We start from the raw sequence: 24,708 nt of genomic DNA, 5'->3' as shown, positions 1-24,708 counted from the left end.
TTTTTTAATTATTATTTTAAAAATTAATCAGGTGATATTTATGCCAGTGTGTCCAGCTTGTTGGTGTCCCATTTGTTTTGAAATGGATGATGGAAGCTATCGATGTATGGAATGCGGTTGTATATTTGAAGATGATGAAGATTCAGACTATGATTAAAAATATTATTTTTTATAATTTTTTTTTTTACTTAAAATGAGATTTATTTTTCTATAATTTCAATAAATTACTTTAAATAAGAATTTAATTTAATTAAGCTATTGCATTAAAATTAGTCAAATGTGTGAATTAGATTATTAAAAAAAGAAAAAAGAAGAGTTTAAAACTCTTTAATTTTATTTTTAGCCTTGAACAGTAACTTTTAACATTTTATCTCCAGGACGGATAGCGTTTACAACATCCATACCTTCGATAACTTGTCCGAATACTGTGTGAACACCGTCTAAGTGTGGTTGCGGACTGTGGGTGATGAAGAATTGGCTTCCACCGGTGTCCTTACCTGCATGTGCCATGGATAATGCTCCGGTTCCATGCTTGTGAGGGTTTCCTTCGGTTTCACATTTGATTGTGTATCCTGGTCCACCGGTACCGTTTCCGATAGGACATCCTCCTTGAATCACAAAGTTAGGAATTACTCTGTGGAAGGTCAATCCATCGTAAAATCCTTCTTTAGCTAATTTTTCAAAGTTTGCTACAGTTCCAGGAGCTTCATTTGGGAATAATTCCAATACGATATCTCCTTTTTCGGTTTCAATAATTGCCTTTTTCATTATAATCACTTTAATTTGCTTTTCAATGAACAGTTATTTTTTAGTTTTGTTAAAAACATCTTTTAAAAAATACTATTTATAATTTATTTCACCTAATATTTAAAATTATTTTTTGGAATTTTTTAGCCATTTCCTAAAAATTAAAAAAGCCAGTATTTCTAAAAATCATCTCTTATTTTTATAAAGTTATTAATATCACTAAGCATATAAATAAGAATCATGTTGGAACAATACATGCCTTTTATGGCGTTAATCATTTTTGGAAACATTGAGAATTTAATATTGTCTTCTCAAGGTGTGGTTGAGGGAGCAGATCCAAAGATTCTCGGAGGATTAAGTGTTTTAGTCGTTATCCTATGGTTCATACTCGGAACTGTCCTTACTGATGCAGCAATACAATATGCCAATGTCATCGGATTTATTGGCGGTCTTGCAATATTCATTTTAGGTATTCAAGCGGTTTATGAAGCTATAAACAATATAAGAGGTGCATAATATGAATCTAAAGGATTATGCCCCATTCAGTGGATTGCTTATTTTCGGTAACATTGAGAACCTTATCCTATCCTCTCAAGGAGCTGTTGCAGGAGTGGATCCACTTACCTTGCTTATATTAAGCCTTATAGCTGTAATTGCATGGTTATTGATTGGAACCTATGGAACAAAGGCTGCAATCAAATATGCAGATTACATTGAGATAATCGGTGGAGTGGCCATTATACTATTAGGTATGCAGGCAATGCTTGAAGCATTTGGGATTATTATTTAAATTCTCTTTTTCATTTCTTTTTTTTTCTTTTGATTTTCTACTTCTTTTTTTATTTTTATTTTTTATCTTAAATCCTATTTTGTCATGATTTTTAATCAACCTTTATCTCGCCGGATAGGATCTTTTTATAATCTTCATAGTTTTTCTTCAACAATTCTGGAATGTCCAATTCATATGGGCATTTGCTGACACATTGTCTGCACTCTGTACAGTCCTCAATCTTTTTCATTTTCTCTTGGGATTCTGGTGTAAGGCTTGGTGCAGATGGGAATCTCCTGATCCATAGTGACATTCTAGCGCATTGGAACACTTCAATTCCCTCAGGGCATGGCATGCAGTATCCGCAGCCTCTGCAGAAGTCACCTCCCAATTCCTCTCTTTCCCTTTTGATGATCTCTTCCAATTCCTTGTCTAATTGAGGTTCTTCCTTCATGTAAGATAGGAATTCATCAAGCTCGGACATCCTTTGAACTCCCCAGATAGGGACTACATTCTCAAAGCTATTGATATATGCATAAGCTGCCTTGGAGCTTCCAATCAGTCCTCCGCTCATTGCCTTCATTGCAATGAATCCTAGATTGTTTGCCCTTGCCATCTCAACGATAGCCAATTCCTTAGGTCCTGTCAGGTATGAGAATGGGAATTGGATGGTTTCGTACAATCCACATTTTATGGCCTCTTCAGCTATTTCAAATTTGTGTGAAGTGAATCCTATATGTCTTATTATTCCCTCATCGTAAAGGTCGAACAATGCATCGTATGCTCCGCTTCCGTCCCCTTCTGTCGGACAGAATGATGGGTTGTGAATTTGGTAAAGGTCAATGTAATCTGTTCCAAGATTGTCAAGGCTTACCTTGATGTCCTTTTCTATGTCCTTTCTGTTCTCTCCTTGAGTCTTGCTGGCTATTATGATGCTTTCCCTCGGATACTCTTCGTTGAATCCTTTGAAAGCATAGTTTAGCTTTTCTTCACTGTCTGTATAAGCCCTTGCAGTGTCATAGAAGTTTATTCCATTGGCATATGCCTTTCTGACTATCTCCGCAGTCTCATCAAAGCTGTCTCTTTGAATAGGCAATGCTCCAAAACCATTCTTTTCTATTTCAAGGCCTGTCTTACCGAGTATTATTTTAGCCATATAAATCAATCCAAATGTTTTTTTAAATAATTCTTAATCACTAATTATTTTAAATTTATTTTATAATTCATAAATCCAAATCATCAATCTTTAATTATTTTTTTATATTATAAACTATAAATATAATTGTGTTAAAATTGATTTAATCTAAAAATCAACTTAATTAGATTATTTTATTCAATTAATAAGAATTATCATATCATTAAGGAGTTTTTATTTATGAACACACAGGAAATCATTGATATTGAAGATAAATATTTCATTAATACATTCAACAGAGTCCCAATAGTGCTTGACCATGGAGAAGGTGTCAAGGTATGGGACATTGACGGTAAAGAGTATTTGGACTTTTTGGCAGGAATTGCCGTAAACTGCTTAGGCCACGGACATCCTAAGCTTGTCAAGGCAATTCAAGACCAAGCGGCCAAATTGATTCACGTTTCAAGCATTTACTACAACGAACCTGCAACAGTCTATGCCAAGAAATTGGTTGATGCTACCAAGTTTGACAGAATGTTCTTTGCAAACTCCGGTGCTGAAGCCAATGAAGGTGCAATCAAGCTTGCAATAAAGTACAGCGGAAAGCATGAGGTATTGTACTGCGGTGACTCTTTCCACGGAAGGACCATCTTGACATTATCCGTAACCGATCACCCAGAATACAGCGCACCTTATGTGGAAAACTTGCCAAAAGGATTCAAGAAAGTTGAATTCGGCAATTTGGATTCAATTAAAGAGGCAATAACTGAAGACACTGCAGCAATCATCATCGAGCCTGTACAAGGTGAAGGTGGAGTTCATGTTGCAGATGCGGAATTCTACAAAGGATTGAATGACTTATGCAAGGAAAAGGGAGTTCTTATCATTGCAGATGAGGTCCAATCAGGATTTGGAAGATGCGGCGCTTTGTTTGCCCATGAACTCTTCGGCCTTGAGCCTGACATAATGACTGTAGCAAAAGGTATCGGTGGAGGATTCCCAATGGCTGCATTCCTGGCTACTGAAGAAGTGGCTGGAGGATTTGTACCTGGTGACCATGGTACTACCTTTGCAGGAAGCCCACTTGCAGGTGCTGCAGCAAATGCAGTCTTCGATGCATTTGAAGAGGAAGGAATAGTAGAGCACAGTAAGGCTATGGGAGAATACTTCTTAGCAAAATTAGTTCCATTGAAAGGAAAGTATGATTTCATTAAAGATGTGAGAGGAGCTGGCCTTTTGGTTGGTGTGGAACTTGACTTCGAGGGAGCGGACATAGTCGGCAAGATGCTTGAGGAAGGATTCCTTATCAACTGCACTGCCGGAAATGTATTGAGATTTGCTCCTCCTCTTGTAGTCAAGGAAGGGGAAATCGATGCCCTTGTGGAAGCATTGGACAAAGTCTTCGCTTCCCTTTAAATTATTTTTTCTTTTTTTATTATCCTCCTTTGAGGATGTTTTTTCTTTTTTTTTAACTTTTCATATTCCCCTTTTTTATCCTTATTTTTCAGCTGTTTTTAAAAAATTTTAGTTAAGTTTAACATTTAAGATGGATTTAAATAATAATTGATTAAAAGGGGATGTTAACATAAGATTTATCACATTAATTTTAAAGAACCCATTTAGGAACAAGACCCGAAGTGCATTGTCCATTATTGGAATTGCAATAGGGATTACAACCATTGTTGCTTTAGGTCTTATCACTACTGGAATGGAGGATTCGGTTCAAACCTCCCTTAATGATGTTGCAGCTGAGATAACAGTCAGCAATTCCAGTACTGTCGGGACCAATGCAGGAATGATAAGCACGGAAGTTGTTGATGAAATAAGGAATAGGTCTGGTGTGATTGATGCTGCCGGCGAGCTTACGGCAACTGAAATGGATATGGATCGGCTGATGTCGCAGGATTCGGACTCTGGAAGGAGCTTTACAAATATCCTTGGACTGGATCCGGATAAGCTTTATATGGTCGGCATCAAGGATGTTGATGGCGATGTATATGAAAATGGCTCAAGGGATGCCATCATAGGAGCCCAGTATGCTGAACTGAACAATGTCAGCAAAGGGGACAACATAACAATACAGAACAGGGAGTTCAATGTTGTGGGAATCTTTGAGACAGGCAGCTCATTTGTAGACAGCGGCATCTTTGTCCCATTGGACACATTGCAGAACATCACTGATACGGATAAGGTTTCAAGTGTCATTGTCAAAACCGGCGAGGATGTCAACGACACCGAGATTTCAGATAAGATTGAAGAGGACTATGATGACTTCATGGCCATAACAAGCGAGGAGATGTCTTCAATAGCAGGAAATGTTTTAGGAATATTGGATACTGCCACCCTTGCCGTTTCAGCACTTGCAATCATTGTGGGAGCCATTGGAATCATAAACACAATGGTCATGTCAGTCTATGAAAGGACAAAGGAAATTGGAGTGTTGAAGTCAGTTGGATGGAAATCAAGAAAGATTCTCACCATGATTCTAGGTGAAACCTTGGTACTGACAACCATATCAGGCATAGTCGGTTCAATATTTGGAATATTGATACCTGAAGTGGGTCTCAGGCTGTTCAATGTTGAGAACTTTGCATTGGGATACTCTCCAAAGACATTCATACTTGCATTTGGAATCACAATCATTGTAGGTATAATAGGTGGAATCTATCCTGCATATAAGGCATCCAAACTTGCTCCAACAGAGGCATTGAGGTACGAATAGGTGATTTTATGGAAGACAACGAATATATTTATCCTGAACATTCTGTCAGTGATGATGAATACATCTATCCTGAAGTCTCTGAAGATGATGAATACATCTACAACGATACATATGTCGAAGAGGATGATGATGAATATTATTATGAAGAGCCATTAATCAGCTTATTCGATGTAGTAAAAGAGTATGACAACGGATCCGTTAAAGCATTGAATGGCATAAATGTGGATATCTTTGAAGGTGAATTCGTTTCCATTATTGGTCCTTCAGGTTCTGGAAAATCCACACTTCTCAATATGCTCGGTGCTTTGGACAAGCCTACCATAGGAAAGATTTTCATTGACGGCATAGACCTTGTAAGGGAAAAGGACTTAAGCGATTTCAGAAAGGAAAGAATTGGGTTCGTTTTCCAATTGCATAACCTTATTCCTAACCTGTCTGTTTCAGACAATGTTCAGATTCCCTTGTTGGCAACTGATATGTCAAATAAGGATATGAAAAGGAGAGTAGATGAGATCATTTCCGCTGTAGGATTGGAGGACAAGAAAAAGCAAAGGCCTAATAAATTGTCTGGAGGCCAACGTCAAAGGGTAGCCATTGCAAGGGCACTGGTGAACAACCCTTCCATCATTCTGGCAGATGAGCCAACAGGTTCCCTTGATTCCAAGACTGGAGAGATGATTTTGAATCTGCTTATGGAAATGCATGAGAGATATAATGTGACTTTGATCATTGTCACTCACGATAATGGCATTGCCAATCTGGCAGAGAGAACAATTCAGATAAAAGACGGTCAGATTATTGAAGATAGGTATAATTATTAGTAATTTACCTATTCTATTTTTTTATAAGTAAAATTAATTATTTTTTAATTTTTTTAAAAAGAGTATTTAGCTATTTTCAATTTTTCTTTTCAAAAAAGAGTGTTACTTAGCTATTTTTTTAATTAGAATAAAAAAAGAGAAAAAAGAGTTTAATAAATAAACTCTTCTTATTTTAAATTTAATTTACAGTTATTGTAGCTTTTTTGCTTAATGCTTTGTAGTATTTGCTACCAGCGTATTTGATGGTTGCAGTGTATTTTCCTTTTTTCTTCAAGTTGGTGATCTTGAAGGTAGCTACACCTTTGCTGTTGGTTTTAGCAGTAAAGGTTTTCTTATTGATTGTTATAGTAACTTTAGTGTTTTTCATTACTTTGTTCTTATTGTTTTTCAAAGTAATTGTGTACTTTTTGGTTGCTACTTTAACTTTAAAGGTTTTTGCACTTGCAGTCATCTTTGGAGTAGCTTTCTTGACTACAACCTTAACAGATTTTGAGGATGCTATATAGTTAGCGTTTCCAGCATATTTGATTTTCACTGTGTAGGTTTTTGGCACTTTGTTAGCTACATTGATTTTTATTTGACCATTTTTGTCGGTTTTGTATGTTTTTGCAGTGCCTATGGTTACAGTGACTTTGACTCCGCTTAATGCTTTGCCATTGCTGTCTTTTAATGTAATAGTCAAGTATTTGTTTACATTGTAGGTTGCAGTAATTGCTTTAGTTGTAATAGCAGTTTTTGCCTTGTTTATTACTATTACTCCTTTAAAATTATCAATATCAAAGTCTGTTGCATTATAATAAGCAACGTAAGTTCCTGCACCAAGAGGAACTTTCCAGCCACTGCCACTTAAAACATTATAAGTTTTAACAAATTCTCCAGTAGCTTTATATACATCAATTTTAATATTTGTTGATATTGGCATGCCACTGTTTGCTGTGAAGTTGAAATCTAATTTTTTACCATCATTGTAAGTGGATATGAAATTACCCGGATTTAAAGTAGGCAAATAGATTTCTGTATCAAGACAAGTATCTCCATTGAAGATACAGCTGTCTGCAGAACCCTTACAAATAGCATCACCAGCGTTTACACCTGCACTTCCACTGGCCCTTGCTCCATTACCGCTGAAAATACAATTGGTTGCATTACCCTCATAGATAGCACCACCAGATGCATCTGCATTGTTGTTAGTGAAAGTACAATTGATAGCATTACCAGAAGCTAATGCTCCGCCACAACTATCTGAATAACAATTACTGAAATTACAGTTCACAGCAGTACCATTATAAATACCTCCACCGTTACCATACCATGCTGTATTACGGGTAAATGTACAATTGGTAGCATCACCATTACAAATAGCACCACCAGATGCATCTGCATAATTGTTAGCGAATGTACAATTGATAGCATTACCCTCATAGATAGCGCCACCGTCATACCATGCTGAATTACGGGTAAATGTACAATTGGTAGCATCACCACCGTATATTGCTCCACCGGATTTTCCAGCTATATTGCCTGTGAAGTTACAGTCGTATGCATCACCGAAGATTGCTCCACCAGATAGGGCTGCATTGTTTTCTGTGAATGTACAGTTGTATGCATAACCATACATTGCTCCAGCCATTCCATTTTCTCCATTTGCCTTGTTTTCTGTGAATGTACAGTTTATTGCAGTACCAAAGTCTAATGCTCCGGAATATTCTTCTGCAGTATTGTTTGTGAATATACAGTTTATTGCAGTACAACCGGCTATGTTTTCGGATCCGATTGCTCCACCATATTGGCTTGCATAATTTTCAGTGAAGTTACAGTCTATTATAGTACATTGTCCGTACATACTAACGTAAATTGCTCCACCAGATCCGGTTGTGGTACCCCTCTCAAAGTTAATGTTCTTCAATGTAACAACAACATAATCTGGAATTATGAAAACACGTCCATTTCCATATCCGGTTAATGTATGGCCAGTACCATCGATGGTACAATTTTTAGCAATGGTAACGCCTTGTTCAATTACATCATTATAATTAAGATAAGTTTCGTTTAAAGTGATAAGAGAGTCATCATTTCCATTAATTGCTTTATCCAAAGCTTGGAATTGTTTAGGTGCTGGCACGCCTAATGTTTCATCATCAGCACTGTCTAAAGCTATCTCATCACTTTCTTCTAATATAGGTTCTTCATTAGAAACGTCTTCGGTGATGCTTTCCTCTATGATAGCATCATCACCTGCACTTGCAATATCGGTTGCGGCATCATCTGCAGCGCTGACTGCAGATAGGCTCAGCAAACTGATAAGCAGTATTGCCATAAATATAATCTTTTTATTCAACATTCTAATTTTCCCTCCATACCTTTCCCCCTTAATAAGATATATATTATAATCCTTATATAATCCTTACTAAATAATTAAAAAATGTTCAATACTTTACAAATTAATTAAAAATTATTCAAAACATTCTTAAACTAAATTTTCAGCATTAGTTAATAATTTCAGTAAATTATTTAATCCTTCAAGTCAAAACTAATATCATGCAGATAAAGAAGATTTCAAGATATGTCATTTATTTGATTTCACTGTTTTTCATATCATTGGGGGCAGCAATATCTATCAAGGCAAACCTGGGGACATCTCCTATCATCTGCCTTCCATATGTTTCAAGCTTGATTTTGAAAATGAGTGTTGGGACAGTCTGTCTGATCTTCAATGTCCTCTTCATAGCCGTTCAGATAATCCTTCTTAGAAGCGGATTTGAAAGGAGACAGTACCTTCAAATAATCGTGGGAACAATATTCTCCCTTTCCATAGACTTTTCAATGATGCTGGTCACTTTCCTGAATCCTGCAGATTACTTAAGCCAATTTGCCACACTTCTATTGAGCTGTGTGGTTGTTGCATTCGGTGTCATGCTGGAGGTTCAGACAGAAGTCGTCTATCTTCCTCCGGATGGAATAATAGTGGCAATCTCAAAGGTTTTAAAGAAGGAGTTTCCAAAGGTTAAGCCTTTCTTTGACACAAGTCTGGTTCTTACAGCAGCGATTTTGTCTGTAGTATTTTTAGGCTACCTGGCTGGAGTCCGTGAAGGAACCATCATCTCAGCTCTAATCATTGGACCTATAGTAAAGGTTCTTCAAAACCATTTCAATCCCTATGTTGAGGCTTTGATTAGCTAATATTATAATCCCGTTTTAATTGTTTGGAGATTATTATCATGAAATACAGAAAATTAGGTAACACAGGTTTAGAAGTGTCAGAAGTGGCATTTGGTGCTGAATTTTTAGTTGAAAGGCCTTATGAAGATGCAGAGGAACTGATCAGAATCTGTGAAGCAAATGGAATAAACTTCCTTGACTGCTGGATGAGCGAGCCTGGAGTACGTTCCAATTTAGGCCAAGCCATAAAGGATACTCGCGAGAGATGGATCATTCAGGGACATATTGGTTCTACATGGCAAAACGAGCAGTATGTGAGAACCCGTGAAATGGATAAGGTAGTTCCTGCATTTGAAGACTTTATGGAAAGGTTTCAAATCGACAGATTGGATTTCGGAATGATCCATTATGTTGATGAAATGGCTGATTATGAAGAGATAATGAATGGCGAGTTCATTGAATATGTAAGAAAGCTTAAAAGGGATGGAACAATCGATCACATTGGACTTTCTACCCATAACCCTGAAATTGGAAGGCTTGCAGCATTGAACCCTGAAATAGAGCTTCTGATGTTTTCAATCAATCCTGCATTTGACATGTTCGAGCCTACAGACAACATTGAGGATTATAGAAATGATGAAATGTACAATGAGGATATGGAAGGTCTTAACCCTCAAAGGGCAGAACTCTACAGTTTATGCAAGGAGACTGGAACTGCACTTACAGTAATGAAGGGATTTGCAGGAGGCAACCTTTTGTCTGCTGAGACATCTCCATTTGGAGTTGCATTAAGTCCTATTCAATGCATTCATTATGCACTTTCCCAAGATGGGGTTTGCAGCATATTTGTTGGAGTAAAGAATCCTGATGAGCTTATGGAAGCTATTGGCTACTGTGATGCAACAGAAGAAGAGAAGGACTTTAGAGAAGTTTTAAGGAATGCTCCTAACCATTCATTTGAAGGGCAATGCACCTATTGCGGCCATTGTCAGCCATGCGCTGCAGAAATAAATATTGCTATGGTAAACAAATTGTATGACCTTGCCAAAAATCAGGAAAAGGTTCCAGATAGCATTCGTGAGCATTACAATAATTTATCCTATAATGCAAGCGATTGTACCGGCTGCGAGGAATGTGAGGCCAGATGCCCATTCAATGTAAAGATAGCGGATGTAATGGCCAAAGCCGAAAGGCTATTTAATATCTAATCATTTTACATTCTCTTCTTTTTTTCTTTTTATTATTTTTTTAATCTTCTTTTCATCTCTTTTGTATGCATTTTTATTTTTATTATATTCTGTTTCCTAATTTTTTATTTTTTTTATAGAAAAGCTTTTTAATTTTCCCATTATCAAAATATTTAAATATCATTATTCACTTAATTATAATTAAACTTATCATGATAAGTTTTATTTTAATCATATCTAAAATTAATAATTTATAGTGATTTTATGGATTTATTGGAGATATTTGAAAATTTTGACACGGTTCCTGCATTTCCTGCATTGAACATGATCATTAAGTGGCACACCAAATTCTTTGAAGATAAGCTGGAAGGAACAAATGTCAATCCTTCAGAGTTGCCTTATATCATTAGAATAGGTGAACAAAATGGGGAGCTTACTCAAAAGGATTTATCCAATCTTTTTTTAGTTTCAGAACCTGTAGTTGCAAGGACATTAAAGAATTTAGAGAAAAAAGGATTTATTATTCGAAGCATTGATCAAAAGAATAAGACAAGAAGATTAATATCCCTATCTTCCAAAGGTTTTGAAATCAGGGAAAAAACACTTCATCTTGAAGAGGATTGGTGCAACAGTTTATTCAAGGTTTTAAGTGAAGATGAAAAAAGGAAGTTTAATGAAATTTTAGGTATTTTAGCAATAGAATCCGTCAGGAATTATTATTAATTTAGAGGGATAAATGATTAAATTTAAAAAACTGGATTAATTTTAAAAAAAGAATAATTTTTTAAAATATTAAAAATTTATTGGAGGGAAAGCATGATAGATTTTCTAAAAAAATATAATCTTTATATTCTTATTGCATTGGTTGCAATTATGACAATATATGATTTTTTAAACTGGGATAGCATTTCAATAGTGAGAAAATTAATGAATCTCTTCGGTGTGCTTTTCATTTTACATGAGGTTGAAGAAAAGTACTGGCCGGGAGGCTTTCATAAGCTAATGCTAAAAAAGTTGAAAGTGGATATAAATGATTTTGATGTGGGAAGCGCTAATTTATGCGTATTTTTATTCTTATTGGCTTATTTGGCTCTCGGATACATATTTGACAATATTGTATTTTTCTTCATCATGACAATTGTCTTATCAATCTTTGAGGCATTTATTCATACTGCAGGAATAAAGATTCATAAATTGGACAAGCCATATACTCCAGGATTGCTTACAGCATGGATAATGGCAATTGCTGCAATATACTCCATAATTCAATTGAATAAATATGGTCTTGCAGGTCCGCTTGATTATTTAATTGGTATTATTTTGTTTATAATCAGTTTTATGATTTTAGGTTCTCAAGTGTATAAGCAATTTGGATTAAGCATAAAAGAAGTCATAAAAAGAGTTAGAGGATAGAAATATAAAATAATGTTTTTATTTTTCCACCTCAAAATTTCTTTTTTTAATTATTTTATTATTTTATATCTTAAAATTTTTCATATCTTAAAATTTCTTTTTTCTAGGGTTTTTCTTAAAGTAGGAGTTACCAAATCACCATCATAAAGTTCTTTTAGTTCTTCCATACTTGCCCATTTAAAATCGTCATGTTCTGAGCTTATTTGAAGCTCTCCATCAATAATTTCAAGATTCATCATAATTTGAAGAGTGCTAATAGGCCTGTTTGTTCTGCGGCTTATGAATTCATCTTGCACTACCTCAAATAAGCTTAATATATTTACATCAAGATTTGTCTCTTCCTTGAATTCCCTAATCAAAGCTTCATCAAAGAACTCGCCAGGATCCACCTTGCCTCCTGGAAGCTCATATTTTTGAGGATTGTTTCTTGAACTTGGATGCCTTCTGAGTATCAATATCTTATCTTCTTTTCTAACTATTCCTCTTACAGTCAATCCCCAATCTCTTTTATTGCTCATTCCATCACCTCTCCTAATTTTTATCATTGTATTTAGTTTTTTATTTTAAAAAGTTTTATTTCCTACTATTCTATATGATTTCATTTCATTAATAAAATGTCACATTTTTTTGAGTCGGACAATCTAGTTCCTTAAATAATTTTATATATTAGTTTAAATAGATATTTATTGAAAACTTATTTTTGATTATTATCAGATAATTATTCGTGATTAAAATTTTTTTCTCGGAGGATTAAAATGGATTTAAATATAAAAACAAATGATAAAGGCCATTTGGATATTGGCGGTGCTGATGCTTGTGATCTTGTTGAACAGTATGGCACTCCTATCTATGTAATTGATGAAGAAAGAGTAAGGGATAACTATAACAGATTCTATAATGCTTTCACTAAATTTTATCCAAAATTCAAAGTGTTTTATGCTTGTAAAGCAAACACTAACATAGCTGTTCTCAAAATCCTTGAAGAGGAAGGATGCTGTATTGATGCAGTATCTCCTGGAGAGGTTTACATATGTAAAAAAATGGGATTCTCTGGAGACAGAATTCTTTTCACAGGTAACAATATCAGAAACGATGAAATGGATTATGTAAACAGTGAAGATGTTATTTTGAACATTGACTCTGTCTCAGCACTTAAAAGACTTGCAGAAAGCATTGATCCTAACGGCAAGAAAATCTCATTTAGGGTAAACCCTATGGTTGGTGCGGGTCACCACGGCCACTGTATTACAGGGGGGGAAATGAGTAAATTTGGTATTATGGAAACCGAAGCTGTAGAAATCTACAAATTGGCTAAGGAATTAGGATTTGAACCTGTAGGTATGCATTCCCACATCGGTTCCGGAATCCTTGATCCTGAACCATTCAAATTAGCTATTGAATCTACCATGAACATCGCTGGTAAAGTTCACCAGGAAGCTGGAATTGACTTTGAATTCATTGACTTCGGGGGTGGAGTAGGAATTCCATACACTCCAGATGAGGAATTATTGGATTTAGAGCATTTCGCTGAAGAAAACGTAAAATTGTTCAAAGAAAAACTTGACGAGTTTGATATGGGAGAACCTACCTTATACCTTGAACCTGGAAGATACATTGTAGGGGATGCTTCTGTAATATTGGTTGAAGTAAACAGCGTAAAGGAAAGCTACAGAAAATTCATCGGTGTAGATGCTGGATTCAACACTTTGCTCAGACCTGCTATGTATGAGTCATATCATCACATTGTAGTTGCTAACAAAATGAACGAAGAGCCAACCCAAACTGTAGATGTTGCAGGAAACGTATGTGAATCCGGAGACCTCTTTGCAAGAGACAGACCTCTTCCAGACATTGAAGAAGGGGACATTTTAGGAATATTGAATGCTGGTGCATACGGTTTTACCATGGCATCCAATTACAATTCCAGACCTCTTCCAGCAGAGATTCTTGTTAAAAACGGAGAATCTTTCGTAATCCGTGAAGCGCAAACCTTTGATGATATCTTTGAAAAACAATCTGTTCCAGAACACTTAAAATAGTTAAAATAATTTAACTATTTCATTTTTATTTAGGTGAAAATATGGTAAATTTAAAAGGATTGAAATTTGCTAAAATGCATGGTATCGGTAATGATTTCCCTATAATTGATGAAAGTAAAGGGGAAAAAATCCCTGAAGCAGATAAGGCGGAAGCATGCAGACAATTATGCCACAGAAACTTTGGTGTAGGTGGAGACGGCGTATTGTTTGTTGTCCCATCTGAAGTGGCTGACATCGGATACAGAATGTTTAACCCGGATGGATCTGAAGCGGAAATGTGTGGAAATGGTATCCGCTGCTTTGGAGATTTTGTCTACAGAAACAAGATTGTGGAAAAGGAAACAATGACTGTTGAAACCAAATCAGGCATAAAAACCATTGAAATCACAGTTGAAGATGGCGAACCTGTTCTCTTTAAGGTTAATATGGGTAAATCCACTTTCAAAGTTCCTGAAATTCCAATGATTGCAGAAGAGCAAGAGTTTGTAGATGGTGACCTTGAAGTGATTGACACTACATTCAAAGCAACTTGTGTCAATGTGGGGAACCCTCATGCGATTCTGTTTGTCGATGATGTGGATGCTATTGATATTGACAAATACGGTCCAGCTATTGAATGCCACGAAGTTTTCCCAGAAAAGATCAATGTTCATTTTGTTGAAGTTTTGAGCAAAAATGAGGGAAAAATGAGAACCTGGGAAAGAGGAGCAGGAGTCACACTCGCATGTGGTACCGGCGCAACTTCAACTGCACTTGCTGGCGTAAAATTAGGTCTTTTTGACAATGAAGTTCTCCTCCATTTGCCTGGTGGAGACCTTGAGTTTGAAGTTTACGAAGAAGATGGTGAACTCGGAGCATTCATGAAAGGGCCTGCAGCTTTAGTCTTTGAAGCTGAAATTCAATAGATCTATTTAATTATTTAAATAAATTTTTTTCTTTTTTTACTATCTTTTATTTTTTAGTTTTTATTCTTTTTTAATATTATTTCTTAAAAATAGTTTTTTTTTTTTTTTTAATGGATAGATTTCTTTTATTAAATCTCTATCTGTTTCTATTCCTAAATACTCTTTAGTGTAAGGGCAAGCTAGACCACATTTAGCGCATAAACTCTTTCCATGTGTCCTTTTCATCTCTTCTTTTATGAATTCAAAGCACTTTTCTGCATCGAAGTATTCTTCTCTTTCCTTTCTGGAGTCCCATTTCACTTCATTTATTGCATCAACTGGACAGGCATCTTGGCAGTCTGTACAGTCATCACACAGTGAGTCGTCAATAGGTATTCCCACCTTAATAGGCATATCTGTAAGGAGTGTAGAGAGTCTAAGTGCCGCTCCATATTTTGGACTAATGAGCAATGCACATCTTCCAATCCACCCGATTCCTGAACGTGTTCCTGTTGTTTTATGAGGTATTTTGCTTGCAAGATCCTTTAATTCTCCAGCAACTCTTTCCCTTGAAATGGCCAGTGCATTATAATTCATGGTGTTTTTGATGTATTCCTCACCATCAAGGATTATATCATTTAATTTCAGTCCCAACTCTTTCATGCTTTCAACATAAAGTGACTGGTCATCAGTGTAAATGGTTTTCAATGCTTCCTTTTCTATTGGAATTCCAATCAAAATGCTGTTTGGATATTCCTCAGGAACATTTTTTATACCTTCTAAACTAGCAAACCCTACAACTACTGCACCTTTTGATTTGAGGTACTCTTCTATTTGTTTTGAATTTTTTTCTTCAATATTCATTAAAACCTCTCACTTGATTTTTATATTTTGCTAGATTAGTTTTGATTCATATATTGGGCAATCGTATTAAATCTTATAAGCATTGATTAAAACAATCTCTTCGAAGAAGAACCTCTCGCTTTGAGCTATTTCAGCTATGAATCCATTTCTATCAAACATATTCAAGGTCTTATCATTGTCAGATAATGAGGACTGTATCATCTGAATAATTCCTTTGTCATTTAAATGATTTGGCGCTTCTTCTATGAACCTATCTATGACTTTTCTTCCATCTAATCCGCCGTCAAATGCATAATTTAAATCGTCATTGATAATGTCATCTGAATCAGTAGGGAGATATGGAGTATTAAATAAAATTACATCAAACTTTTCATTTTTCACAGGTTCGAACAGGTCTCCAAACTTAAGTTTTATATTGTCTATATTGTTTAGCTTGAAGTTTTTCTCTGCAAGCTCAAGAGCATTGTAGTTGATGTCAGTTGCAGTCACATCATCTGTTAAGAGACTTGCATACATGGAAACAAGCCCTGATCCGGTTCCTATTTCAAGAACACTCATGCCTTCTTTGATTTCAAGGTTTTCAGCTAAAAGGAAAGTGTCATCTGAAGGGTTGTAAACCAAATCATCTGTTTCTATTTCAAATTTTCCTATTTTCATTCTTAACCCTCAGTAATTTCATTTTTTATTTTTAGCATTCAGTTATTTCAGTTTTTTATCCTCAGTTAATATGCTCTTTTAATAGAATGGATAGTTCCATAATGCTTTCTGGAGATAGATTGATTGTTCTCTCAAGCAATAACTCTTTTATTCTCGGATTTTCGTCTTCTAAATTGTTTAAAATTTCTTTTAATTCCTTTTTGTCCTTAAAGCCAATAATGTGTCTTGAATCAATCAATGCATTTCTTGCCTTTTTGTTTCTGTGCTGGAATAATGCCTTAACCACCTTTGAATAGATTTTAAAGTCATCATCTGCGATCTTGTTTTCTTTTGGCCTTAACTCAACAACTGATGAATCAACCTTTGGGCTTGGAATGAATGATTCTGGAGAGACTTTTGTCAGGAACTTAACATCAGCTTTAAAGTATAGCATTGCTGAAAGTCTGGAATATTGTTTTGTTCCTACCTTTCCATTCATTCTATCTGCAAATTCCTTCTGATACATCAATACAGCAAGGTCAAAGTCATGATTTAGGAACTTGAAGCTGATTGGTGAGGATATCTGATAAGGAAGGTTTGAAACGATTTTGTTGAACTGTGGGAAATCCACTTTTACAGCATCTCCATTTATTAGCTCTACATTATCGATTTGCTCTTTTTCCAAGCGTTCCTTTAAGATGTTAAAGATAGTTGTGTCCTGTTCGATAGCTATTACTTTCTTTGCTTTTTTTGCAAGTTCAATGGTAAGTGTTCCTATTCCAGGGCCTATTTCAAGGACAGTATCTTCCTTTGTAAGCTTTGCATATTCGATGATCTTTTTCCATTTAAAATCATCTATAAGGTAATTTTGACCTAAATTCTTGTTTAAAATAATCCCGTTTTCCTGTAAGATTTGCTTTGTTTCTTTAGCTAAGGATATTTTTTCAGTCAATCAATCACCTTTTTAGCCATTAAAAATAGTAATTCTTATTGTTTTTTCCTTTTAAGAATGTTTTGAAAAATTAAAAATTAAAAAAATAGAAAAATGAGTTTAAACTCTAACTAAAGAGTTTTACTCATAGAAATTTATTCTTTGTTTTCAGTTTGAGCTTTATTTTGAGGCTTTTTGCCTCTGTTGTTAGGTTTTCTACCTTTGTTCCTATTGTTTCTGCCTCTTCCTCGGCCTTTGCCGTATCTTTTCTTTTTGTTGGAAGGGTGTCTGGAAGGAATTTGGGTAAACATGTAATATTTGTTCTTTCCTCTTTTGACTGTGGTAGTGTCAAGCTCAAGTCTTACTCTCTTTGCGAGCATATCCACAGGATCTCCAAGAAGAGGAACTCTTTCCTTTAAATCTTCAAAGCTTTTGAAAGGTTCTTTCTTACGCTCTTCCAAGATCATTTGAGTGTGTTTCTTGCCAATTCCCGGAATAAGCTCCAACTTATGCATCTTGATGTTAAGGGAATCGATTTCATTGAAGAACTTTACATAAATGTCCTCATGAGCCAAGATGATTTCCTTGATTGCATACTCCAATTCGATTCTGCTTGTTGCAGTCAGGTTTTCAAAGTCTAATAATCCTTTCACTCTATTAATTTTGTCTCTTTTTCCAGATCCTATATAGACTTTGTCATGAATATCTAAATCAATGCCTTCCTTAGGTGTAACTTCGATTAATGTGAATTTGTCTACTCCAATAGCCTGTGCAATAGGTTTGCCGTGAGCAGTTGGCCTTTCTGGATTTACATACCCAAATTTAAGATAATCTAAAATAATTACGTACTCCTCTTTCTTTGGATTCGGATTATCAATGTTTGGATTATCCATATTTTCACCTCATTTTTATTATCAATGTTTATTAGTTCCAGCAATATACTTTTTTGCCGATTGTTTACGATTTCACTATTATTTTTTAATTTATAATATTACTTTTTTAAAATATTATTTATTTTGAATATAATATTATTATATTTTCACTTTATTAATATTTATAATTTTATTATTTCTTGTTAAAAATAGTGGAAATTATTGTATTTTTGTGGAATTTTTAAAAATGGAAAAAATTGTGAAAACAGTAAATTCATAAAAAAGTTTAGAAAAGTTAGTTAAAAACAGTAAATAAATCTATAAAAAAAGTTTTAAAAAAAGTTTAGAAAAGTAGTTAAAAATTGTTAAAAAAGTAATCTAGCATTGAAGAATAAAAAATAGAAAAATAGAATGGATATAAAAAAGATTATTTATTCATCTTCTTTAATATCGTATTTTTCTAAGATTTCAAGAATTTCCTTCATTTCATCGTTTGAAGGAGCGTTTCTTTCTTTAGCGAAAATTAATCTTAAGTCAGCCATGTCCTGTGGCACAATGTCTGCTACGCGAACAGCCTGTTTGTGGTCGACATAAGCTTCAAGCTCTTCGATTAACTTTTCGGTTTCTTCAAGGGAAAGTTTGTTTAGATTAGTTACATGAGCCAAAGTCAAGTTTTGCTCATAGCTGAGCTCATGCTTTTCGGAGAACTCTTCAAGAATTTCCTTTACTTTAGCTGCAGGTATTGGTTCTGTTTCTAATGTTTTTTTCCCAATCATTGTACTCACTCTTGTAATTTTAAGTGTTCTGGAGTAACGATTAATTCTTTTGCTTTATTACCATCTTTTAATGCAAGTATGTAAGCTTTACCTTTTTTGTCCACTACTTTAGCGGTTTTTCCATGGAATCTGGAATGAGGTTGGCCTTTTTGGATACTTGGGTCGATGATAATGTGAACCATATCACCGTTTTCGAATTGTTGAATTCTTCTGGTGATTGGGTTGGAACGACCAGGTCTTACTCTTTTGGTCAATTTTTTTCTACTTCTACTTTTAAATCCTCTGGATCTTTGCATTTTTATACCTCTTTAATATTTAATTAATTGTGTAGTAAAAATATAAAACCCATCATTTTATATCTTTTTAAATAGCTAGTAGCTGCATAATTGGAACTTCTTAAAGTTGTTGAAGTTGAAAATTATGACTTAAGCCCTTCGGTTTAGCTATTCATTGTAAAAGCCAACATATAAGTCTCATTTAGACTTAGCCCTAACCGTAGGTTTAATTGATTAGAACATATCTAAATTTTATATGTTGAAAGAAAAAAATATCAAAAATATTATAAAACATCATAAATTTTAGCGACTGGATTTCAGCAATAATCCAATCTTCTATTTTTGATAGTAATAAACTATATATTTTAAGATGTTAATAAATGTTATGCTTTTATAAGTATTTTATAAGTAAAAAAATAGTTTAATGAAATGATTATAATTTAATTTTAAAAATTGCAGTATTGTTGAAATCATTTGATTCCAACTTCAATCACATCCAATTCTGCACAGATTGCTTGTGTGCCAAGAACTTCAGTAACACTTGGATTGGACCTTCCCTCATCGCTTGAGATGAGCTCCTTGATGTACAATCCGCCCTCTGTCTTGATGATCATTTCAAATGTTTTTGAATCAATGAATTCAGTTTCAATGTTCTTGACTTCCTTTTCTCTGATCTTGTCTGCCCTTCTGTGGGAGACTCTTATAGGAGTTCTTTGCTGAATCATATGGAGGGATTGAAGCTTTTCCAAATCCTCTTCCTTGATGTCGTCTTCACATTTTACAAGTGCCCTATAGACTTTATATGTGTCTGGAGAGGATACCTTGATTTCAGCCTTTCTCTTTCTTTCCGTAAACTTGAGGTTCAGGTATTCGGTCTTTCCCTTTGCTGTTTCAGTTACCTCTTCAGCTATTTTTTCAAGGTCTATCTTTCTTATCTTAGGCTCCTTTATCTCAAGAACGAATGGCCTTCCTGTACCTAGCATCCTTACGTCAATGTCTTCCCTTCCTGCACCATGGAACTTGGCTTCGTATCCATTTGTGTGCTTCAATACCACTTCAGATAAAAGTTCCTCAACGGATTCAGGGTACTGCTTTCCTGTGAAATTGCATTCCTCACAGCCTCTGCCTTTGCATTTTGTGCATGGCCATTTGGTTTGAGGGATGCCTCTTACAAGCTTTCTGTATCTTCCTTCAATGAATATCGGATTGATTTGAAGCCTTACCTTGATTGGATTTTCAATGTCTTCCCTTAGGATTCTTCTGAAATCAACCATCACAAGAACATCCTCGCCATCAAAGTCAACATTCTGCTCAAGGTTTGCTTCAAGGAGCTTGCCTATTTCACGGTTCACTTCCCTTTTGATTATCTCCACATCAAAATCGAATTCGTCGCTGATTTCCTGGTCCTTTTCAACTATCTCCTTAGGCAGTTTGCATCCTACGACAAATGTGTCGAATTCCACTTTGAGGAGTTCTATCTTCTCATTCACCAAATCAAGAACCTTATTGTCGATGTCTTCAAACAAGTCATAGCAGATTGCACATTTATCATCTTCATTTGGAACATAGGCTTCAAGGCCAAGGGCTTCCCTTATCCTGATTCCTCTCTCTTCATTTCCATTTCCTTCTACACAGTCTGAAAACTTGCGTCCAAGGCAATGATTGCATATTTTTCCATCTGTATAATCCATCAATTTCTGTGCTTTATCTAAAGTTTCCTGATTCATTGAATTCCTCGTTTAGAAAATAATTATAATAAATTAAAATAAGATAATTTTTTTAAAAATTTTATTAAAATAAAGAAATTTTATAAAAATTAAAAAATTAATTTAGTTTTAAAAAGTAAAATGGGAAATAGATTTAAAATAATCTATTTCATGAATTGGCCCATGATTCTATTCATGGCTCCTCCGCCCATTCCTCTACGTCCAATACCTTTCATTGCCTTTTTGGTATTGTTATAGTATCTTAGCAATTCCTTTACGCTGTTCTCGTCCACACCGGAACCTCTTGCGATTCTTTGTATACGGGATTGCTTGATTATCTTCGGGTTGAGCATTTCCTCTTCAGTCATTGAGGACATGATCACCTTGAACTCATTGATCTTATCCTCGGTCATTTGAGTGGCTTCCTTAGGTATCTTTCCTCCTAAACCTGGAATCATATTCATGACCTGTTGCATAGGGCCCATGCTGTTCATCATTTCAAACTGGTTCTGCATGTCCATAAGGGTGAACTTTCCGCTGAGCATATTGTTCATTGTCTTTGTAGCGACATCCTCATCGATGACCTCTTCAGCCTTTTCGATAAGGCTTCTGATGTCTCCCATACCTAACAATCTGGAGATGAACCTTTCAGGGTCAAATGCCTCAAACTCATCGATTCTCTCACCGGTACCGATGAACTTAATTGGTGCGCCGGTTTCAGCCACTGCGGAGAGAGCTCCTCCCCCTTTAGCTGTACCGTCCAATTTTGAGATGATGATGGAACCGATATCGGTTGCCTGTGAAAATGCCTTGGCTTGTTCTCCTGCCTGTTGACCGATTGTACCGTCAATGACGAGAATGGATTCGTCAGGCTCGATGATCTTGTCCAATTTGTTCATTTCCTCGATGAGATCCTCTTCGTTCTTATGCCTACCTGCAGTATCGAAAATGATGATCTTCTGATTCTTGAAGTGCTTCAATCCCTTTTCGGCAAGGTCTAACGCATCCTTGTTTTCAGGGTCTCCGTAAAGCTGGATCTGCATGTCTTCAGTGAGCTGCCTTAACTGCTCATATGCTGCAGGTCTCCATGTGTCTGTACATACGACAGCCGGAGAGAAACCTTTTCTTTGAAGGTATCTGCATAATTTACCGATTGTGGTGGTTTTACCACTACCTTGAAGCCCCAAGAACAGGATCTTGAATGGCTTCTTATTGATCTCAAGCTCTTTCGCTTCGCTTCCAAGCAGGTTGACCATTTCTTCATAGATGATTGTGATTACATGTTCCCTAGGTGTGATTCCTTTTGGAGGCTCTTCATTGAGTGCACGGTCTTCGATTGTTTTGGACAGTTTCAATACAAGCTGAATGTTAACGTCAGATTGAATCAATGCCCTTTGAATGTCCTTCACTACTTCCTTAACAACCTTCTTGTCAATGACACTCATTCCAGCCAGTTTTTTCATGGTGTTTGTAAGGTTTTCTCCTAAACTTCCTAACATTGGCCCATTCTCCGATATTTTTTCTATAATGGATTAAAAATTATTCTTTTAGTAAATTTTTTTAAAATTATTTTCTTTTTAATTTTTGATTTAGTTTATTTTATTAAGATATTTGTTTTTTATTTCATTATTTTTAACAAATAATAGTTTATCTTATTAACTTTAATGTATAAATAATATTATATAAAAGTTTATTTATCTTTTGTTATAAAATTATTGATATAGAAGAAAATTTGATTTTGATTTTAAATTTTTTAAAATTTGAATTGAATTTCATTAAGAAAGATAATAATTATAGTAGTATGAGGGTTATAAAATGCTTGAGAAATTAGTAGAATCATTAAGAGAGGCACCAGTTGTTAAGAAAGGAGATTATGACTACTTCGTTCACGGTATCAGTGACGGAATACCTGCAATGGATCCAAATGTCCTAAGGGAAATCGCACAGGTATTGGATGAAATCATGGACCTATCCAAAATAGATAAGATTGTAGGTGTTGAAGCGATGGGTATCCACATTGCAACCGCCTTGTCCTTGGAAACCGGAATTCCTTTTGTAGTCATTCGTAAGAGACAATACGGATTGCCTGGTGAACATGAAATCGTAAAATCCACCGGATATGCAACTTCCAAATTATACATCAATGACTTGAATGAAGGGGACAATATCCTCTTGGTTGACGATGTGGTAAGTACTGGAGGAACTCTTACTGCTGTAATCAATGAATTGAAAGCCATTGGAGTCAACTTGGTTGACACCGTAGTGGTAGTTGAAAAAGGAGAAGGAAAAGGCATCGTTGAAGAGGCTACCGGCGAAGACATCAAGACCCTTGTGAAATTGGATGTTGTTGACGGCAAGGTTGTAGCTGATTCATTGTTATAGATTTGCTTTTTCAATTAGTTAGTTAATAGTTAGTTCTATGGACTAACTTTTTATTTTTTTAATTTATTAGATTCTATTTTTAAGGTTAAGTCCAAAGATTTAATCTTATTTTTTTTTAAATTATTTTTCATTCTTAGTTGATAAAATGGCATTATATGATATGGAACTCAAAAGGGTTATAAGGAAGATAAACTCTTTGAATGTTAGAAATGTGGGCTTGCAGTTTCCAGAGGGACTTAAGATGCAGGCGGTAGCTCTTGCAAGAGAGATTGAAAAGCAGACAGACGCTACTGTAATCGTATCTGCAGACCCTTGCTTTGGGGCATGTGATGTTTCCGACAGGAAAATGAAGGGAATAGTGGATTTCATTGTTCACTACGGACACACTCCACTTCCACTGAAATACGGCATTCCTACAATGTTCATTGAAGCCAAGGCCAATGTCAAGATCAAGGACTATCTGGAAGAGGCTTTGGAAGAGTTGAAGGACTATTCCAAGATAGCTATTGCAACAACAGCCCAGCACTTGCACTTGCTTGATGAGATTGTGGACTTTTTGGAAGACAACGGCAAGGAAGTTGTCATAGGATCATCAAGAAGCACAAGAAAGGGGCAGGTCTTAGGCTGCAATTTCGCTTCAGTAAAGAATTTAGGTGCTGAGGTTTACCTGTTCATTGGAAGCGGCAATTTCCATCCTTTGGGAATATACCTATTCACCAAGGCTCCAGTATTGGCAATTGACCCTTATAGTGGTGACATCCGTGAAATGAGTGCCTATGCAGACAGAATCTTGAGAATCAGATTTGCAAGAATAGTGAAGGCACGTGAAGTTACAAAATGGGGAATAATTGTATCTTCAAAGGAAGGTCAATACAGGATGAAATTGGCTAAAGAGATAAAAAAGCTCCTTGAAGATGAAGGTATGGAGGCGTATATTCTTCTCATGGACCATGTTAACCCTGATGTTCTTCTCCCATATATGGAACTTGAAGGATTTGTGGTGACAGCATGCCCGAGGATAGCCATTGACGATTCCCAGATGTATAAAAAGCCAGTCATAACCCCTAAGGAGCTTGAGATTGTCTTGAACAAGAGGGAATGGGAGAAATATCAATTGGATGAGATATTGTTTGAAGACAGGTACTACCAATAACTTTAAAATATCATTCACATTTTTATTATTTTTTAAATCATCACTTTAATTTGTTTTATGGTTTTAAAACTAGTTACAAAAACCGAATTTTTTATATATTACTAAAAAACATAAATAATTTACATATAGTTAATTAATAATTTTATGGATGAAAATTTATACAAATTTAATTTCATAATTTGAATAAATCCTATAAATGGAATTATGGGATTTATTTTGGATGGATTATCCTAATTC

At 35.3% G+C, this 24,708-nt stretch carries 25 protein-coding genes; 13 read left to right on the top strand and 12 right to left on the bottom strand.

All coding sequences use genetic code 11. The annotated features are described in order from the left end of the window. Positions 1-339: 339 nt before the first annotated feature. Complete coding sequence (locus IJE13_RS00610) at positions 340-768, bottom strand: peptidylprolyl isomerase (RefSeq protein WP_292775824.1); 429 nt, start codon at positions 766-768, stop codon at positions 340-342. 219 nt (positions 769-987) lie between these two features. Here IJE13_RS00610 and IJE13_RS00605 point away from each other — a divergent pair, with 219 nt between their 5' ends. Together IJE13_RS00605 and IJE13_RS00600 are read left to right on the top strand one after the other, a co-directional pair. Then, positions 988-1,263, top strand: a complete 276-nt coding sequence (locus IJE13_RS00605; RefSeq protein WP_292775821.1) for a hypothetical protein — start codon at positions 988-990, stop codon at positions 1,261-1,263. A 1-nt stretch (position 1,264) separates the two neighbouring features. Beyond that, entirely contained in the window at positions 1,265-1,537 is a 273-nt protein-coding gene (locus IJE13_RS00600) for a hypothetical protein (RefSeq protein WP_292775818.1), read from the top strand. A gap of 91 nt (positions 1,538-1,628) precedes the next feature. On the opposite strand, the gene IJE13_RS00595 is transcribed toward IJE13_RS00600, so the two are convergent. Then, a complete protein-coding gene (locus IJE13_RS00595; RefSeq protein ID WP_292775816.1) occupies positions 1,629-2,672 on the bottom strand; it encodes an aldo/keto reductase in 1,044 nt (347 codons plus the stop codon). Positions 2,673-2,891: 219 nt separating this feature from the next. Here IJE13_RS00595 and IJE13_RS00590 point away from each other — a divergent pair, with 219 nt between their 5' ends. The 3 genes from IJE13_RS00590 to IJE13_RS00580 all read left to right on the top strand — a co-directional run bounded on the left by IJE13_RS00590 (position 2,892) and on the right by IJE13_RS00580 (position 6,194). Next, positions 2,892-4,067 (top strand): aspartate aminotransferase family protein, encoded by a 1,176-nt coding sequence (locus IJE13_RS00590; RefSeq protein WP_292775814.1) that lies wholly within the window; start codon positions 2,892-2,894, stop codon positions 4,065-4,067. A 226-nt stretch (positions 4,068-4,293) separates the two neighbouring features. After that, entirely contained in the window at positions 4,294-5,373 is a 1,080-nt protein-coding gene (locus tag IJE13_RS00585) for an FtsX-like permease family protein (RefSeq protein WP_292775812.1), read from the top strand. Between the two features lie 8 nt (positions 5,374-5,381). Beyond that, positions 5,382-6,194 (top strand): ABC transporter ATP-binding protein, encoded by an 813-nt coding sequence (locus tag IJE13_RS00580; RefSeq protein WP_292775809.1) that lies wholly within the window; start codon positions 5,382-5,384, stop codon positions 6,192-6,194. 178 nt (positions 6,195-6,372) lie between these two features. Here the strand turns inward: IJE13_RS00580 and IJE13_RS00575 are convergent, their stop codons facing one another. Beyond that, a complete protein-coding gene (locus tag IJE13_RS00575) occupies positions 6,373-8,535 on the bottom strand; it encodes a hypothetical protein (protein WP_292775807.1) in 2,163 nt (720 codons plus the stop codon). Positions 8,536-8,732: 197 nt separating this feature from the next. On the opposite strand from IJE13_RS00575, the gene IJE13_RS00570 reads away from it, so the two are divergent. From IJE13_RS00570 to IJE13_RS00555, 4 genes are all read left to right on the top strand, one after another. Continuing rightward, entirely contained in the window at positions 8,733-9,374 is a 642-nt protein-coding gene (locus IJE13_RS00570; protein WP_292775804.1) for a DUF6198 family protein, read from the top strand. A 38-nt stretch (positions 9,375-9,412) separates the two neighbouring features. Next, positions 9,413-10,561: an aldo/keto reductase gene (locus tag IJE13_RS00565; protein WP_292775802.1), complete on the top strand. Its 1,149-nt coding sequence runs from the start codon at positions 9,413-9,415 to the stop codon at positions 10,559-10,561. 243 nt (positions 10,562-10,804) lie between these two features. After that, a complete protein-coding gene (locus IJE13_RS00560) occupies positions 10,805-11,263 on the top strand; it encodes a MarR family winged helix-turn-helix transcriptional regulator (RefSeq protein ID WP_292775800.1) in 459 nt (152 codons plus the stop codon). 93 nt (positions 11,264-11,356) lie between these two features. Beyond that, on the top strand, positions 11,357-11,953 hold the full coding sequence (locus IJE13_RS00555; protein WP_292775798.1) for an HXXEE domain-containing protein: 597 nt from the start codon (positions 11,357-11,359) through the stop codon (positions 11,951-11,953). Between the two features lie 80 nt (positions 11,954-12,033). On the opposite strand, the gene IJE13_RS00550 is transcribed toward IJE13_RS00555, so the two are convergent. Beyond that, a complete protein-coding gene (locus IJE13_RS00550) occupies positions 12,034-12,471 on the bottom strand; it encodes an NUDIX domain-containing protein (RefSeq protein ID WP_292775796.1) in 438 nt (145 codons plus the stop codon). Between the two features lie 237 nt (positions 12,472-12,708). Here IJE13_RS00550 and lysA point away from each other — a divergent pair, with 237 nt between their 5' ends. Continuing rightward, positions 12,709-13,992, top strand: coding sequence for a diaminopimelate decarboxylase (lysA, locus tag IJE13_RS00545; RefSeq protein ID WP_292775794.1), 1,284 nt, complete (start codon positions 12,709-12,711; stop codon positions 13,990-13,992). Positions 13,993-14,033: 41 nt separating this feature from the next. Next, positions 14,034-14,897 carry a diaminopimelate epimerase gene (gene dapF / locus IJE13_RS00540; RefSeq protein WP_292775792.1) on the top strand — a complete coding sequence of 288 codons (864 nt, stop codon included), beginning with the start codon at positions 14,034-14,036 and terminating at the stop codon, positions 14,895-14,897. Positions 14,898-14,957: 60 nt separating this feature from the next. On the opposite strand, the gene IJE13_RS00535 is transcribed toward dapF, so the two are convergent. The 8 genes from IJE13_RS00535 to IJE13_RS00500 form a co-directional block, all read right to left on the bottom strand. Further along, on the bottom strand, positions 14,958-15,740 hold the full coding sequence (locus tag IJE13_RS00535) for a 4Fe-4S double cluster binding domain-containing protein (protein ID WP_292775790.1): 783 nt from the start codon (positions 15,738-15,740) through the stop codon (positions 14,958-14,960). 66 nt (positions 15,741-15,806) lie between these two features. After that, positions 15,807-16,391 carry a HemK2/MTQ2 family protein methyltransferase gene (locus IJE13_RS00530; protein WP_292775831.1) on the bottom strand — a complete coding sequence of 195 codons (585 nt, stop codon included), beginning with the start codon at positions 16,389-16,391 and terminating at the stop codon, positions 15,807-15,809. Between the two features lie 67 nt (positions 16,392-16,458). Next, positions 16,459-17,328, bottom strand: coding sequence for a 16S rRNA (adenine(1518)-N(6)/adenine(1519)-N(6))-dimethyltransferase RsmA (gene rsmA, locus IJE13_RS00525; RefSeq protein WP_292775787.1), 870 nt, complete (start codon positions 17,326-17,328; stop codon positions 16,459-16,461). A 134-nt stretch (positions 17,329-17,462) separates the two neighbouring features. Continuing rightward, positions 17,463-18,200, bottom strand: a complete 738-nt coding sequence (locus IJE13_RS00520) for a DUF655 domain-containing protein (protein ID WP_292775785.1) — start codon at positions 18,198-18,200, stop codon at positions 17,463-17,465. 410 nt (positions 18,201-18,610) lie between these two features. Beyond that, complete coding sequence (locus tag IJE13_RS00515) at positions 18,611-18,955, bottom strand: RNA polymerase Rpb4 family protein (protein ID WP_292775783.1); 345 nt, start codon at positions 18,953-18,955, stop codon at positions 18,611-18,613. 5 nt (positions 18,956-18,960) lie between these two features. Next, on the bottom strand, positions 18,961-19,251 hold the full coding sequence (locus IJE13_RS00510; RefSeq protein ID WP_292775781.1) for a 50S ribosomal protein L21e: 291 nt from the start codon (positions 19,249-19,251) through the stop codon (positions 18,961-18,963). A gap of 449 nt (positions 19,252-19,700) precedes the next feature. Continuing rightward, a complete protein-coding gene (locus IJE13_RS00505) occupies positions 19,701-20,957 on the bottom strand; it encodes a tRNA pseudouridine(54/55) synthase Pus10 (RefSeq protein ID WP_292775778.1) in 1,257 nt (418 codons plus the stop codon). Positions 20,958-21,100: 143 nt separating this feature from the next. Then, the gene (locus IJE13_RS00500) at positions 21,101-22,435 is read right to left on the bottom strand and encodes a signal recognition particle protein Srp54 (RefSeq protein WP_292775775.1); all 1,335 of its coding nucleotides are present in this window, start codon (positions 22,433-22,435) and stop codon (positions 21,101-21,103) included. 316 nt (positions 22,436-22,751) lie between these two features. Between IJE13_RS00500 and hpt the strand changes: the two genes are divergently transcribed. Both hpt and dph2 read left to right on the top strand, forming a co-directional pair. After that, on the top strand, positions 22,752-23,318 hold the full coding sequence (gene hpt, locus IJE13_RS00495) for a hypoxanthine/guanine phosphoribosyltransferase (protein ID WP_292775773.1): 567 nt from the start codon (positions 22,752-22,754) through the stop codon (positions 23,316-23,318). 145 nt (positions 23,319-23,463) lie between these two features. Beyond that, entirely contained in the window at positions 23,464-24,471 is a 1,008-nt protein-coding gene (gene dph2, locus IJE13_RS00490; protein WP_292775770.1) for a diphthamide biosynthesis enzyme Dph2, read from the top strand. Positions 24,472-24,708: the final 237 nt, after the last annotated feature.

The organism is Methanobrevibacter sp., from assembly GCF_017410345.1.
Classification (GTDB): Archaea; Methanobacteriota; Methanobacteria; order Methanobacteriales; family Methanobacteriaceae; genus Methanobrevibacter.
This window is presented reverse-complemented; position numbering and strand designations above follow the sequence as displayed.

Excerpts from the sequence above, each read along its gene's own strand:
- IJE13_RS00610 (WP_292775824.1), bottom strand. The coding sequence starts at position 768 with ATGAAAAAGGCAATTATTGAAACCGAAAAAGGAGATATCGTATTGGAA.
- IJE13_RS00605 (WP_292775821.1), top strand. The coding sequence starts at position 988 with ATGTTGGAACAATACATGCCTTTTATGGCGTTAATCATTTTTGGAAAC.
- IJE13_RS00600 (WP_292775818.1), top strand. The coding sequence starts at position 1,265 with ATGAATCTAAAGGATTATGCCCCATTCAGTGGATTGCTTATTTTCGGT.
- IJE13_RS00595 (WP_292775816.1), bottom strand. The coding sequence starts at position 2,672 with ATGGCTAAAATAATACTCGGTAAGACAGGCCTTGAAATAGAAAAGAAT.
- IJE13_RS00590 (WP_292775814.1), top strand. The coding sequence starts at position 2,892 with ATGAACACACAGGAAATCATTGATATTGAAGATAAATATTTCATTAAT.
- IJE13_RS00580 (WP_292775809.1), top strand. The coding sequence starts at position 5,382 with ATGGAAGACAACGAATATATTTATCCTGAACATTCTGTCAGTGATGAT.
- IJE13_RS00575 (WP_292775807.1), bottom strand. The coding sequence starts at position 8,535 with ATGTTGAATAAAAAGATTATATTTATGGCAATACTGCTTATCAGTTTG.
- IJE13_RS00570 (WP_292775804.1), top strand. The coding sequence starts at position 8,733 with ATGCAGATAAAGAAGATTTCAAGATATGTCATTTATTTGATTTCACTG.
- IJE13_RS00565 (WP_292775802.1), top strand. The coding sequence starts at position 9,413 with ATGAAATACAGAAAATTAGGTAACACAGGTTTAGAAGTGTCAGAAGTG.
- IJE13_RS00560 (WP_292775800.1), top strand. The coding sequence starts at position 10,805 with ATGGATTTATTGGAGATATTTGAAAATTTTGACACGGTTCCTGCATTT.
- IJE13_RS00555 (WP_292775798.1), top strand. The coding sequence starts at position 11,357 with ATGATAGATTTTCTAAAAAAATATAATCTTTATATTCTTATTGCATTG.
- IJE13_RS00550 (WP_292775796.1), bottom strand. The coding sequence starts at position 12,471 with ATGAGCAATAAAAGAGATTGGGGATTGACTGTAAGAGGAATAGTTAGA.
- lysA (WP_292775794.1), top strand. The coding sequence starts at position 12,709 with ATGGATTTAAATATAAAAACAAATGATAAAGGCCATTTGGATATTGGC.
- dapF (WP_292775792.1), top strand. The coding sequence starts at position 14,034 with ATGGTAAATTTAAAAGGATTGAAATTTGCTAAAATGCATGGTATCGGT.
- IJE13_RS00535 (WP_292775790.1), bottom strand. The coding sequence starts at position 15,740 with ATGAATATTGAAGAAAAAAATTCAAAACAAATAGAAGAGTACCTCAAA.
- IJE13_RS00520 (WP_292775785.1), bottom strand. The coding sequence starts at position 18,200 with ATGGATAATCCAAACATTGATAATCCGAATCCAAAGAAAGAGGAGTAC.
- IJE13_RS00515 (WP_292775783.1), bottom strand. The coding sequence starts at position 18,955 with ATGATTGGGAAAAAAACATTAGAAACAGAACCAATACCTGCAGCTAAA.
- IJE13_RS00510 (WP_292775781.1), bottom strand. The coding sequence starts at position 19,251 with ATGCAAAGATCCAGAGGATTTAAAAGTAGAAGTAGAAAAAAATTGACC.
- IJE13_RS00505 (WP_292775778.1), bottom strand. The coding sequence starts at position 20,957 with ATGAATCAGGAAACTTTAGATAAAGCACAGAAATTGATGGATTATACA.
- IJE13_RS00500 (WP_292775775.1), bottom strand. The coding sequence starts at position 22,435 with ATGTTAGGAAGTTTAGGAGAAAACCTTACAAACACCATGAAAAAACTG.
- hpt (WP_292775773.1), top strand. The coding sequence starts at position 22,752 with ATGCTTGAGAAATTAGTAGAATCATTAAGAGAGGCACCAGTTGTTAAG.
- dph2 (WP_292775770.1), top strand. The coding sequence starts at position 23,464 with ATGGCATTATATGATATGGAACTCAAAAGGGTTATAAGGAAGATAAAC.